Source organism: Amycolatopsis alkalitolerans, from assembly GCF_006152065.1.
Taxonomy (GTDB): Bacteria; Actinomycetota; Actinomycetes; order Mycobacteriales; family Pseudonocardiaceae; genus Amycolatopsis_E; species Amycolatopsis_E alkalitolerans.
The window spans coordinates 79,023-90,845 of sequence record NZ_VDFW01000009.1; the positions used below are offsets into that span (position 1 = coordinate 79,023).

An 11,823-nucleotide genomic window follows, 5' to 3' on the forward strand; every position below is an offset into this window, starting at 1 on the left:
ATGGTCGACTTCCCTGGTCCCTCCCGACGTTCGAGTGTCGCGCCGTTCCACGTCATGGACGTGCTCTCCGCGGCGCAGGCGCGGCAGCGCACCCACGGTGACGTGATCTCGCTGGCGGCCGGTCAGCCGACCGCGGGCGCGCCCCGGCCCGTGCTGGCCGCCGCCGAGCGCGCGCTGCGCGAGCAGAACCTCGGCTACACCGTCCAGCTGGGCATCCCGGAACTGCGCGAGGCGATCGCGGGCCACTACGACCACCGGTACGGGCTCGAGGTCAGCCCGGAGGACGTCATCGTCACCACCGGTTCGTCCGGTGGGTTCATGCTGTCGTTCCTCGCCGCGTTCGACGCGGGCGACCGCGTCGCGATGGCGCGGCCGGGCTATCCGGCGTACCGGAACCTCCTGTCCGCCCTGGGGTGTGAGGTCGTCGAGTTCCAGACCGACGAGTCGACGCGCTTCCAGCCGACCGTGGCACTGCTCGAGGGGCTTGGCCCGATCTCGGGACTCGTCGTGGCCAGCCCGACCAACCCCGCTGGGACCGCGCTGCCGCCCGCCGAACTGGCCGCGATCGACGGCTGGTGCTCGGCGCGGGGTGTGCAGCTGATCAGCGACGAGATCTACCACGGCATCTCCTACGACATCGAACTCGCCTGCGCCTGGCAGACCGGGCGCGAGTCGATCGTGCTCGGCTCGTTCTCCAAGTACTTCGCGATGACCGGCTGGCGGCTGGGCTGGATGCTGGTGCCGCGCCGGCTGCACCGCGCGGTGGACGTGCTGACCGGCAACCTCAACATCTGCGCGCCCGCGCTCGCCCAGCACGCCGCGGTGGCCGCGTTCGAGCCCGAGTCGTACGCCGAACTCGACGGGCATGTCGAGCACTACCGCGCGAACCGGGATCTGCTGCTCGACGGGCTGCGTGAGATCGGGCTGGACCGGGTCGCGCCGGTCGACGGGGCCTTCTACGCGTACGTCGATGTCTCGAAGCACACCACCGAAAGCCTCAGCTGGTGCCAGCGCCTGCTCGCCGACACGGGTGTGGCCATCACGCCGGGTATCGACTTCGACCCTGTGCACGGGGGCGAATACGTACGGTTCTCGTTCGCCGGGGCCGGCGAGGAACTCACCGAAGGGGTGCGGCGGCTGGGTGCGTGGCTGGAGTAAGGGGGAACCCCGGCTTTCCCCTGAACGTTGCCGAGATAGCGAGCTTCGCCGCCCGAAACCTGGCAGCCTGGCTCGTAGCGGGCCGGACGGCTCGCGGAGGTAACGGAGGGATGCCATGTTCTGGAAGATCGTCGGGGCACTGATCCTCGCCTGGGTGGCGTTCATGGTGATCGGATCCGTGGTCGGCTTCCTGCTCAAGGCCGTGCTGTGGATCGCCATCATCGGTGGCGCCGTGTTCCTCGGCACCGCGGCGTACGGCGCGATCAAGAACCGCAGCGAGCCCAAGCGCCTCCGCCGCTAGAGCACCGACCGCGCCGCGTCGACGCCGGACCACCGGTGCGCCCGCAGCCCTGCGGCGCGCGCGCCGTCCACATTGGACTGACGGTCGTCGAAGAAGAGGCATTCGCCCGCCTGGGCGTCCAGGCGGGCGAGCAGCAGTTCGAAGATCTTCGCGTCCGGCTTGGCCACTCCGACGTCGCCGGAGAACAGCCGGACCCGGAAATTCCGCGCCCAATCCTGCTTTTCGGCGTATCTCGCGAACGAGGCAGGCGCATTCGACAGCAGGGCCAGCGCCGCGCCGGCCTCCGCGAGTGCGGAGACCAGTTCGACGGAGGCGGGTTCGAGGCGGGACCAGCCCTCGATGTCGATCCGCGTCAAAGTGTCCGAAATGGACTCATCGACCGGGACGCCGAGCGCCTCGCCGACGGCGCCCCAGTACTCGAGATCCGTGGCTCCGCGGTCGTACCGGTCGCGCAACGACCAGTAATGCGGCTCGAACTCGGCGACCCCGACACCCAGCGCGGACGCCAGCGCGGGAATCGCCTCCGTTCTGCCACAGATGACTTCGCCATAGTCGAAGACAACCCAGTGTTGTCCCCGCCCCCTGCCAGTTCTCACGGATGCCCCCCAGCCTTGATCCGGCGCAACGCCTCCTCGACGTCCGCCATCGACAGGTCGCGGTGCGTCACGAACCGTACCCGTCCACCGAGTGTCGACGCGTGGATGCCAAGTGCACCGAGCGATTCGAGAGTGACCGAAAGGTCCGCGACCCGGGCGAGCACGATATTGGTCTCGGGACTGTTCACCTCCCACCCGAGTTCGGCCAGCCCGCCGGACAGCTTGCGCGCCTTTTCGTGGTCTTCTTCCAGATCACCGATGCGGTCCAGGGCGATCAGCGCGGCCGCGGCGAGCACTCCGCCCTGCCGCACCCCGCCGCCGAGCATCTGCCGCATGCGGCGCGCGCGTTCGACGAAGCTCGCGCTTCCGGCGACGACCGATCCGACCGGCGCACCGAGCCCCTTCGAGAAACACGCGGACACGGTGTCGACACCGACGGTGAGCGCCGCGGGCGGCAGGCCGAGCGCCGCCGCCGCATGCCAGATCCGGGCGCCGTCGAGGTGCACGCGCAACCCGGCCTGGCGCGCGGTGGAGAGCAACTGCGCGTGTTCGTGCGGCGGGATGACCGAACCACCGGAGGCGTTATGGGTGTTCTCCAAGCACAGCAACGTGGTGCGGAGCGTGTAGTACGGCCCGCCGCGCGCGCCGATCGCGGCGGCGAGCGTCTCCGGGGTCGGCCGGCCTGGCCCGGCGTCGTGCTCGAGCGGGTCCGGCATGCCACCGGCGAGCCACGCCGCGGAACCGAGTTCGTTGACCAGCACGTGCGCGCCCTTCGGGGCGACGAAGCGATCACCGCGCTGGAGGTGCACGCTGAGGGCGATGAGATTGGCCATCGTCCCGCTCGGCGTCCACAGCGCGGCCGGCATGCCGAGCACCGCGGCGGCCCGCTCTTCCAGCCTTTTCATGGTCGGATCGCGGTCGAGGACGTTATCCCCCACCTCGGCGGAGGCCATAGCTCTCCGCATCGCTTCGTCCGGCTGGGTGACAGTGTCCGAGCGGAAATCGAGCGACTTGGTGTCAGGTGAGGTCACGGTTAGATCACATCACACGCATTAGTTGACCTACAACCCGCATGCAACCGCAGCGGGCAGTGCGTCCGTCTAGTCCAGTGAGACGCCCGGGAGGCCGGTGAACGAGCACGACGAGCAGGAGTTCGCGGAGTACTTCGCCGCCAGGCGGGACTGCGTGCGCCGAACCGCGTACCTGCTCTGTGGCGACTGGCATCGTGCGGACGATCTCGCGCAGACCGCGTTCGTCGCGCTGCATCGCAGGTGGAACCGCATCCGCGAGCGCGGCGCGACCGACGCGTACCTGCGGAAGACGCTCGTCCGGGCGTCGATCGACGAGTCCCGCCGGCCATGGCGGCGAGAGCAGCAGGTCGAGCGGCTGCCCGAACCGGAGCCGGTCGCCGAACGGCTCGACGATCAGGTGGCGCTGCGGGCGGACCTGCTGGCCGGGCTCGAACGGGTGCCGCGGAAGCAGCGGGCGGTGCTGGTGCTGCGGTACTTCGAGGGCCTCGACGTCGCCGGCGTCGCGAACGTACTCGGCTGCAGCGAAGGAAACGTGAAGAGCCAGACGGCACGCGGGCTCGCGCATCTGCGGGCGGCACTCGGCGAGGAGGTGGAGACGCATGGATGAGAAGGACCTCGAGACGCTGTTCCGGGCCGCGCCCGGCGATCCGCCTCAGCCCACGTTCGACCTCGGCGACGTGACGGCCGCGTCGGCGCGGGCGGCCGCCCGGCGGCGGTCGGCGGTGCTGCTGTCCGTGGTGTGCCTGGTCGTCGTGCTGTCCGCTGCCGGGATCGCCGGATTGACCTATTTTCGATCTACGGGGTCGCAGTCGGCGCAACCGGCGAACGCGCTCGCGCGTCCTTCTCAGACCTTGCCCGGCCCTTCGCCCTTGCAGGGAAGCGGCGGGAACGGGCAGGACGGCCCCCGGGCCGAAGGCACCCCAACCGGGTGCGAAAAGGTCGACCGGGAGCTCGCCACTGCCCTCGCTGGCGAGCTCCCGGCGACCGGTACGACCGGACCGCTGCCCGGCCGCTTCTGTCCGACGGCCACCCGATCGGCGGGGTTCCACGTCACGGACGGCGACCGCGGCGGAGTCATTTCAGTGACATTCTTCCCCGCCGGAGTAGCCGTCGGGGAGCCCGCCAACACGATCTCGGCCCTGCAGCACACGGCGAGCGGCGGCACGGTGCTGGTGCTGAGCTTCCCGGACGCGAGCAGCGCGCCGCCGCTGCAGGCCGACCTTGCCGGCATCGCCGCAGCTCTCGCTCATAAACTCGCGGGGTGACCGCCGCCAGCACGCCGAAGGGCGAGCGCCGGCGCGCCGCCCTCGTGGAGGCCGCCGCCGAACTGCTCGTCGAGGGTGGTTTCGACGCGATCCGGCACCGCGCGGTGGCCGAGCGAGCGGGCCTGCCGCTCGCGTCGACGACCTACTACTTCGACACTCTCGAAGACCTCGTCACCGCCGCCGTCGATCACAGCGGCCGGTACGAGCTAGCTCGCGGCCGCGAGCAGCTGGCCAAGATCAGCACCGAACCGCGCGCGATGGACACCGTCATCGAGCTGGCGCTCGACCAGTTGCTGGGCGAGGACAGCACGTTCGACGCGGTGCTGGCGCGGTACGAACGGCTGGTCACCACGGGCCGCCGGCCGTACCTGCGGCCGGTGGTCCGCGCTCTGCAGGACGAGTTCCACGTGCTGCTCAAGGAGATCTTCGCCCGGTCCGGCAAGCCCATCGACGACGAGCGCGTCCACCAGCTCGTCGCGCTCGTCGACGGCGCCGTGGTCAACGCGCTGATCGAGGCGGATCCCGATCCGCGCGCGGCCGCACACGCCATGCTGCGCGACGCCCTCACGTAGTCTTGTCACGTGACCAAACCGCGCATCCCGAACGTTCTCGCCGCCCGTTACGCCTCGGCCGAACTGGTCACGCTGTGGTCGCCGGAGCGGAAGGTGACGCTGGAGCGCGAACTGTGGCTCGCGGTGCTCACGGCCCAGCGGGAGCTGGGTGTCGAGGTGCCGGACGGGGTGGTCGAGGACTACGAGCGCGTGCTGGAGCAGGTCGATCTGGCCTCGATCGCGGAGCGCGAGCGGGTCACCCGGCACGACGTGAAAGCCCGCATCGAGGAGTTCAACGCGCTGGCCGGGCACGAGCACGTGCACAAGGGCATGACCTCGCGCGATCTCACCGAGAACGTCGAGCAGCTGCAGATCCGCCGCTCGCTCGAACTGCTCCGGGGCCGGGTCGCGGCGGTGCTGGCGAAGCTGGCCGCGCTCGCCGTCGAGCACGCGGATCTGGTGATGGCCGGGCGTTCGCACAACGTCGCGGCGCAGGCCACCACCCTGGGCAAACGGTTCGCCACCGCGACCGACGAGCTGCTGGTGGCGTTCGAGCGGCTCGAGGACCTGATCGGGCGGTACCCGCTGCGCGGGATCAAGGGCCCGGTCGGCACGGCGCAGGACATGCTGGATCTGCTGGGCAGCGAGTCCACTTTGGACCTTCTGGAGCGCCGGATCGCGGAGCACCTCGGGTTTTCCCGGACGTTCACCAGCGTGGGCCAGGTGTACCCCCGCTCGCTGGACTTCGACGTGCTGTCCTCGCTCGTGCAGCTGGCCGCCGCGCCGTCGAGCCTCGCCAAGACGATCCGGCTGATGGCCGGGCACGAACTGGTGACCGAGGGCTTCAAACCCGGTCAGGTCGGCTCGTCCGCGATGCCGCACAAGATGAACACGCGCTCGTGCGAGCGGGTCAACGGGCTCGCCGTCGTGCTGCGCGGCTACCTGTCGATGATCGGTGAGCTGGCCGGTGACCAGTGGAACGAGGGCGACGTGTCGGACTCGGTGGTCCGCCGGGTCGCCCTGCCGGACGCGTTCTTCGCGCTCGACGGCCTGCTGGAGACGTTCCTGACGGTGCTGGACGAGTTCGGCGCCTTCCCGGCCGTGGTCGCGCGCGAGCTGGACCGGTACCTGCCCTTCCTCGCGACCACGAAGGTGCTGATGGCCGCCGTGCGGGCCGGGGTCGGTCGCGAGACGGCACACGAGGCGATCAAGGAGCACGCGGTCGCCGTCGCGCTCGCGATGCGCGAGAAGGGGCTGAGCCAGAACGATCTCCTGGACCGGCTCGCGGCCGACGAACGGCTGCCGCTGACCCGCGAGGACCTCGAAAGGCTGCTCGCGGACAGGCTGTCGTTCACCGGGGTGGCGCCCGCGCAGGTCGCGGTGGTCGCGAAGCAGGTCGAGAGCCTGCTCACGCGGTTCCCGGAAGCCACGAACTACGTGCCGGCGCCGATTCTGTAGGAATTCCGCGCTCAGGTGGCGCGGTGTAATTCGCAGGTAAGCGCAAAGCCATCTTCGCCTGCGCTAATGGCGGCATGGACGCCCGTCTGCTGGTCTCACTGTCCGGCATCGGCCCCCGGACACTGCATCGCTGTGCCGAACTCGCGGCGGAGCTCGACCGGCGGAAAGTGCCGCTGTCCCTGCTGTTCGCCCCGCAACTGGCGGGCACGCCCGCGGTGACCGAATGGGTGCGCACCCGCGTCCGTCGCGGCGACGGCCTGCTGCTGCACGGGTACGACCACCGGATCGCGCCCGCGCATCGACCGCATCTGGGCCGCAAGGCGGAGTTCGCCGCGCTGCCCGCGCACGAGGCGAGGTTGCGGCTGATCGCCGCGCAGGCCGCGTTCGACCGGGCCGGGCTGACCGCCGACGGGTTCGCGCCACCGCGCTGGCTGGCCTCCCGCGGCACGCTGGAAGCCTTGCGCGGTCAGGGTTTCCGGTTGTGCGCGGACGTCGGTGCGATCCACGACCTGGAGACCGGAGCCGTGCACCGGGCCCGCGTGCAGGACTTCGCGAACCACAACCAGCGGACCGAAACCGTGCGCTGTTTCGCGCTGGTGCTCGCGTCCGCGCGCGCGGCCCGGCGCGGCGGCCTGGTCCGGCTCGGTATCGACGCCATGGATCTCACCCGGCCCGGTCTCCGGCAGGCGCTGTTCGACGCGGTCGACGTCGCCCTGGAGAACCGGGCCTTCGGGACCACTTATCAGAGCTTGACGGCCTCGCCCCGCGGCACGACCCGGACCTCGGTGCCCTCCGGTGCGAGGTTGGTGAACAACCCGTAGTGCATCGCCGGGTTCGCGAGCACCGCCTCGTGGATCGGCACGGCCGCCCGCGGCCCGACCGCGCGCAGGAAATCGACGGCTTCGCCCGCCTTGAGCCATGGCGCGCCGGTCGGCAGCCCGAGCACGTCGATCTGCTGCTCGGGCACATGGAACGAGTCGCCGGGGTGGTAGAAGGCGCCGTGCTCGAAGATGAAGCCGACATTCGGGATGACCGGGATGTCCGCGTGGATCACGGCGTGCTCGCCGCCGACCGCGTTCACCGCCGTGCCCGCGATGTCGAACGAGTCGCCGGGGCGCGCGATCTCGAACTCGACACCGAGCTTGGCGACGGTCTCCTCGGTGCCGGGGTCGATGATCAGCTTGGCGCCGGGGTTCGCTTCGAGCAGCGCCGGCAGCTTGTTCGTGTCGATATGGTCGAAGTGCTGGTGGGTGATGAACACCGCGGACAACTCACGCTCGGCCTCGAAACCCTCGGAAAACGCACCGGGGTCGAGCAGGATCCGCGCGCCGTCGGTCTCCAGCAGGACACAGGCGTGTCCAAAGTGGACAATTCGCATCTGTTCGCTCCTCCGCGTATTTGCGGCTTCACCCTATTCCCACGAGCAGGCCCTCGCCAAGATCACTTCGCCGGTATCGCACCTCGTGCCCGTTCCGGCTCGAGGTGAGAATTCCCGCATCCCGCAAGGCGGTCAGGTGCGCCGAAACCGTGCCGGGCGCGAGGCCGAGCCGGGCGGCCAGCGCGGCGGTGCACGCGGGCTCGTCGAGCGACGCCAGCAGCGCGGCCTTCGTCCGGCCGAGGACGGCGGCCAGTCGCCTGTCCGGCTCGCGCGCGGGCGACCACACCCGCGCGATGCCGCGCGCCGGGTAGAGCAGTGACGGCTGCCAGGGCGGCACCGCCATCACGCCGACGCCCGGCCAGGCGAAGGCACCCGGGAGCAGCAGCAATCCGCGCCGGTCGAGCCGCAGCCGGGAGCGGCTTCGGATGTCGATGAGCACCTGGTCCCCGGTGAGGCGGACGCGGGGATTCAGATCCGCCAGCACCAACCGGATCCCGCCCTCGGCGAGCCGCCGCGAGCGGTAGGCGATGTCTTCGGTGAGCACCGCTCGCAACCGCGGCCACTGTCCTTCAACAAGCTCGGTCCACACGATCGCCATTTCGTCCGCGAGGCGGTCGCGTGCCCGTACCGGATCGTCGGCGAGGTCGCCGAGGTCGGCGTCCACCATGGCCAGCTCCGCGGCGACCTGTTCGGGCGGGGTGCGCCGGATACGGGCGAGCTGCCATTCGGCCGTGGTCTCCGGGGCTTCGGGCGGCGGGCTGAGGAAGTCCGTGATGTAGTGCCGCCCGGACAGCACCCGCCGCAGCCCGTCGATCGGCAGTTCGCCCGCACGCGCTCGTGCCGTGGTTAGCCAGGGCAGGTACGCCGGATGCCGCCGCCGGCCGAGGATGACCTGCATCGCGCCCATCGCCTCTTCGAGCGGCGAGATGCCGAACCGGACGCGTTGCGCGCCGCGCGAGGTCAGTTCGAGTTCGATCATCGGCATTCCATGTTTCGGCTATATCCGAATCAGTATGCCGCACATCGGCCGCGCGCGAGGCTGGTCGCATGACTCTGCCGAGGACGTATTGGCGCTGGTCGGCCGGGGTGCAGCTGGCGCGGCTGCCCGCGACGATGGCGCCGCTGGCCTTCACCCTGCTCGCGACCGCGGTCACCGGTTCCTACCGGCTCGGCGGCGTGATGATGGCGTTGTTCGTGGCCGCGGAACTGCTGGGCGCGGTCCCGGCGGGAAGGCTGCTCGACCGGATCGGCCCGGCTCGCGGGCTGCTGGTGATCCTCACGTGCGCCGCGCTGATGTTCGGGGCACTGACGTCGATGGCCGTCATGCGGCTGCCCGGTCCGGTGCTCCTGGTCCTGGTCGCGGTGCCCGGTTCGATCGCCGGCGGGCTCTCCGGCGGCTTCCGCAGCCTGCTCCCCGGCACGATCCCCGCCGAGCGCCTGGCCCGCGCGGTCGCGGTGGACGCGATGCTGCTCGAAGGCGTGCTGATCGCCGGGCCGCTGCTCGTCTCGCTGTGCGGCCTCGCCAGCCCGGTGCTGCCGCTGGCCGCGATGGCGCTCGCCTACCTCGCCTCGGCGGCGCTGGTACCGCGCACGCAGGCCGAATTCCGCTTGCCACGTAAGGAAAAACTGCCCATCATGCGGGCCGCGCCGTGGCTTGCCTGCCAGTTCGCGATCGGCCACCTGCTCTCGACGATCGAGGTCGCGCCACTGCCCCTCGTCCAGCGGCTCGGCGCCGGGCCGGGGCTGGCGGGCTTGGTGATCGCCGTACTGAGCGGCTCGAGCATCCTCGGCAGCGCCATCTACGCGTGGCGGGCGCCCTCCTTCGCACCGAGGCGGCAGGCTTGCCTGCTGCTCACCGGGTTCATCGCGGGTGGTTCGGTCGTCGCGGCGGATCTCGGCTGGGCGGGGCTGCTGACCGGCGCCGCCGCCATCGGCGCGTGCACCGGCCCGCTCGTCACCCTCGCGTCGGTCCAGTTGCAGCGGCTGCTGCCCGAAGGCCGCCGCGCGGAGGGGTTCTCGCTGTCGTTCGCGGTGCAGGGGACCGGGTTCGCGCTCGGGTCGCTGTCCATCGGCGTGCTGCCCCTGTGGCTCGCACCCGCGCTCGCGGTGGTGAGCTCCGCGGTCGCTTGTGCCATGCTGGTGTTACTCACCAGTATGGAGGGCCGGTATGACCGCCGTGGAAGTCGGGCAGGACACCTTCGATTCGCTGAACCCCGCCACTGACGAGGTCGTCGGGACCTATCCGGTGCACACCGCCGAGCAGGTCCACGAAACCGTCGAACTCGCGCGCGTGGCCGCCGGCTGGTGGGCCTCGCTCGGGTTCGACGGCCGGCGCGCCCGCCTGCTGCGCTGGGCCGCGCACGTGACCCGGCACCTGGACGAGCTGTGCGCGGTCGTTCAGGCCGAGAACGGCAAGCCCCACGGGGACGCGCAGCTGGAGGCGATCCTCGCGATCGAGCACATCGCCTGGGCCGCCCGGCACGCGCCGAAGATCCTCGGCCGCCGGCGCCGCTCGCCCGGGCTGTTGCTCGGCAACCACACGGCTTCGGTCGAGTACCAGCCGCTGGGCGTGATCGGCGTGATCGGGCCGTGGAACTACCCGGTCTACACACCGATGGGCTCGATCACCTACGCGCTCGCCGCGGGCAACGCCGTCGTCTTCAAGCCCAGCGAGTTCACCCCGGGCGTCGGCAAGTGGCTCGTCGACTCCTTCGCCGAGGTCGTCGGCGAGCAGCCGGTGTTCCAGCTGGTGACCGGGTTCGGCGCGACCGGGGCGGCGCTGGTTTCGGCGGGGGTGGACAAGATCGCGTTCACCGGCTCGACCGCGACCGGCAAGAAGATCATGGCCGCGGCGGCGGAGACCCTCACGCCCGTCGTGATCGAGGCCGGCGGCAAGGACGCGCTCATCGTGGACAGCGATGCCGATCTGACGGCCGCCGCGGAAGCCGCGGTGTGGGGAGCGTTCTCCAACTCCGGCCAGACCTGCGTCGGCGTCGAGCGGGTGTACGTGCACGAGAACGTCTACGACAGCTTCGTCGACAAGGTCGTGGAGCTGACCGGGAAGGTCCGGCCCGGCACGGAGTACGGCCCGATCACGATGCCCGCGCAGCTCGAGGTCATCCGCCGCCATATCGCGGACGCGCTCGCACACGGAGGGCGCGCCCTCACCGGCGGCAAAGTGGGCGAGCGGTACGTGGAGCCGACGGTGCTGGTCGACGTGCCGGAGGATTCCGAAGCCATCCTCGAGGAGACCTTCGGCCCGACGATGACGGTGGCGAAGGTGCGTGACATGGACGAGGCCGTCGAAAAGGCCAACGCCACCCGCTACGGCCTGGGCTCGACAGTGTTCTCCAAGCGGCGCGGCGCCGCCATCGCCGCCCGGCTCAAAGCCGGGATGACCTCGGTCAACGCCCCGTTCTCGTTCACCGGGATCGGCTCGCTGCCCTTCGGCGGGGTCGGCGACTCGGGCTTCGGGCGGATCCACGGCCCGGAAGGCCTTCGCGAGTTCGCCAGGCCGAAAGCCGTGGCTCGGCAGCGGTTCGCCGTGCCGCTCAAGCTGACGACCTTCAGCCGCACCGAAAAGACCGACAAGCTCGTCGCCAGGCTCGTCACGCTCAGGTATGGACGGCACAAAAATGGGTAACCAGATGTATGGCTACCTTGCGAACCATAACCGGAATTATGGCGGGAGCAGCGGCTTTGGGCGCACTCGGACTCGCCGCACCGGCGGCTCAGGCCTCGACGACGCCGTGTGAACCGCAGGCGAAGGCCTGTGTACAGCTGAGCACCGGGAAGGCGTGGTTGCGGGGCAACGGCCCGGTGCCGGCGACGCCGGGGCTGCCGAAGTACCCGACGCCGAAGGGGATCTTCCACGTCAAGTACAAGGACATCGACCACTACAGCAAGGAATTCAACGGTCCGATGCCCTACTCGGTGTTCTTCACCACCACGGGCGTGGCCTTCCACGAGGGCAGCCTGAAGCAGATGTCGCATGGCTGCGTGCATCTGTCCCATCGCGACGCGGTGAACTTCTACCATCAGCTCCACCCTGGCGACGAGGTCCAGGTGGTCGCGTAGCGTCCGAT

14 protein-coding genes are annotated in these 11,823 nt (G+C 70.4%); 10 read left to right on the top strand and 4 right to left on the bottom strand.

Annotated features, from left to right (window positions below; all coding sequences use genetic code 11):
- Positions 1-1,158 (top strand): pyridoxal phosphate-dependent aminotransferase, encoded by a 1,158-nt coding sequence (locus FG385_RS13060; RefSeq protein ID WP_139096958.1) that lies wholly within the window; start codon positions 1-3, stop codon positions 1,156-1,158.
- Positions 1,159-1,273: 115 nt separating this feature from the next.
- Positions 1,274-1,459, top strand: coding sequence for a hypothetical protein (locus FG385_RS13065; protein WP_139096959.1), 186 nt, complete (start codon positions 1,274-1,276; stop codon positions 1,457-1,459).
- Here the strand turns inward: FG385_RS13065 and FG385_RS13070 are convergent.
- On the bottom strand, positions 1,456-2,055 hold the full coding sequence (locus FG385_RS13070; RefSeq protein WP_139096960.1) for an HAD-IA family hydrolase: 600 nt from the start codon (positions 2,053-2,055) through the stop codon (positions 1,456-1,458). The genes FG385_RS13065 and FG385_RS13070 overlap by 4 nt on opposite strands.
- A complete protein-coding gene (locus FG385_RS13075; RefSeq protein WP_139096961.1) occupies positions 2,052-3,086 on the bottom strand; it encodes a threonine aldolase family protein in 1,035 nt (344 codons plus the stop codon). Before FG385_RS13075 ends, FG385_RS13070 begins: the two co-directional genes overlap by 4 nt.
- 97 nt (positions 3,087-3,183) lie before the next feature.
- Between FG385_RS13075 and FG385_RS13080 the strand changes: the two genes are divergently transcribed.
- From FG385_RS13080 to FG385_RS13100, 5 genes are all read left to right on the top strand, one after another.
- Positions 3,184-3,693, top strand: coding sequence for a SigE family RNA polymerase sigma factor (locus FG385_RS13080; protein ID WP_139096962.1), 510 nt, complete (start codon positions 3,184-3,186; stop codon positions 3,691-3,693).
- Positions 3,686-4,351: a hypothetical protein gene (locus FG385_RS13085; protein ID WP_139096963.1), complete on the top strand. Its 666-nt coding sequence runs from the start codon at positions 3,686-3,688 to the stop codon at positions 4,349-4,351. The genes FG385_RS13080 and FG385_RS13085 overlap by 8 nt, the downstream gene beginning before the upstream one ends.
- Complete coding sequence (locus FG385_RS13090) at positions 4,348-4,923, top strand: TetR/AcrR family transcriptional regulator (RefSeq protein WP_139096964.1); 576 nt, start codon at positions 4,348-4,350, stop codon at positions 4,921-4,923. Before FG385_RS13085 ends, FG385_RS13090 begins: the two co-directional genes overlap by 4 nt.
- 9 nt (positions 4,924-4,932) lie before the next feature.
- The gene (gene purB / locus FG385_RS13095) at positions 4,933-6,360 is read left to right on the top strand and encodes an adenylosuccinate lyase (RefSeq protein ID WP_139096965.1); all 1,428 of its coding nucleotides are present in this window, start codon (positions 4,933-4,935) and stop codon (positions 6,358-6,360) included.
- 74 nt (positions 6,361-6,434) lie between these two features.
- Positions 6,435-7,181, top strand: coding sequence for a DUF2334 domain-containing protein (locus FG385_RS13100; protein ID WP_200834432.1), 747 nt, complete (start codon positions 6,435-6,437; stop codon positions 7,179-7,181).
- Here FG385_RS13100 and FG385_RS13105 read toward each other — a convergent pair.
- Together FG385_RS13105 and FG385_RS13110 are read right to left on the bottom strand one after the other, a co-directional pair.
- A complete protein-coding gene (locus tag FG385_RS13105; RefSeq protein WP_139096966.1) occupies positions 7,103-7,738 on the bottom strand; it encodes an MBL fold metallo-hydrolase in 636 nt (211 codons plus the stop codon). The genes FG385_RS13100 and FG385_RS13105 overlap by 79 nt on opposite strands.
- 28 nt (positions 7,739-7,766) lie before the next feature.
- The gene (locus FG385_RS13110; protein WP_139096967.1) at positions 7,767-8,717 is read right to left on the bottom strand and encodes a DUF5937 family protein; all 951 of its coding nucleotides are present in this window, start codon (positions 8,715-8,717) and stop codon (positions 7,767-7,769) included.
- A 68-nt stretch (positions 8,718-8,785) separates the two neighbouring features.
- Here FG385_RS13110 and FG385_RS13115 point away from each other — a divergent pair, with 68 nt between their 5' ends.
- Genes FG385_RS13115 through FG385_RS13125 form a run of 3 tightly spaced genes read left to right on the top strand, consistent with a single transcriptional unit; the run spans position 8,786 to position 11,815 of the window.
- Positions 8,786-9,961 carry an MFS transporter gene (locus FG385_RS13115; RefSeq protein ID WP_235022544.1) on the top strand — a complete coding sequence of 392 codons (1,176 nt, stop codon included), beginning with the start codon at positions 8,786-8,788 and terminating at the stop codon, positions 9,959-9,961.
- On the top strand, positions 9,906-11,381 hold the full coding sequence (locus FG385_RS13120; RefSeq protein WP_139096968.1) for an aldehyde dehydrogenase family protein: 1,476 nt from the start codon (positions 9,906-9,908) through the stop codon (positions 11,379-11,381). The genes FG385_RS13115 and FG385_RS13120 overlap by 56 nt, the downstream gene beginning before the upstream one ends.
- Positions 11,382-11,419: 38 nt before the next feature.
- Complete coding sequence (locus tag FG385_RS13125) at positions 11,420-11,815, top strand: L,D-transpeptidase (protein WP_235022545.1); 396 nt, start codon at positions 11,420-11,422, stop codon at positions 11,813-11,815.
- Positions 11,816-11,823: the final 8 nt, after the last annotated feature.

Excerpts from the sequence above, each read along its gene's own strand:
- FG385_RS13125 (WP_235022545.1), top strand. The coding sequence starts at position 11,420 with ATGGCGGGAGCAGCGGCTTTGGGCGCACTCGGACTCGCCGCACCGGCG.
- FG385_RS13120 (WP_139096968.1), top strand. The coding sequence starts at position 9,906 with ATGACCGCCGTGGAAGTCGGGCAGGACACCTTCGATTCGCTGAACCCC.
- FG385_RS13065 (WP_139096959.1), top strand. The coding sequence starts at position 1,274 with ATGTTCTGGAAGATCGTCGGGGCACTGATCCTCGCCTGGGTGGCGTTC.
- FG385_RS13100 (WP_200834432.1), top strand. The coding sequence starts at position 6,435 with ATGGACGCCCGTCTGCTGGTCTCACTGTCCGGCATCGGCCCCCGGACA.
- FG385_RS13085 (WP_139096963.1), top strand. The coding sequence starts at position 3,686 with ATGGATGAGAAGGACCTCGAGACGCTGTTCCGGGCCGCGCCCGGCGAT.
- FG385_RS13105 (WP_139096966.1), bottom strand. The coding sequence starts at position 7,738 with ATGCGAATTGTCCACTTTGGACACGCCTGTGTCCTGCTGGAGACCGAC.
- FG385_RS13115 (WP_235022544.1), top strand. The coding sequence starts at position 8,786 with ATGACTCTGCCGAGGACGTATTGGCGCTGGTCGGCCGGGGTGCAGCTG.
- FG385_RS13110 (WP_139096967.1), bottom strand. The coding sequence starts at position 8,717 with ATGATCGAACTCGAACTGACCTCGCGCGGCGCGCAACGCGTCCGGTTC.
- FG385_RS13060 (WP_139096958.1), top strand. The coding sequence starts at position 1 with ATGGTCGACTTCCCTGGTCCCTCCCGACGTTCGAGTGTCGCGCCGTTC.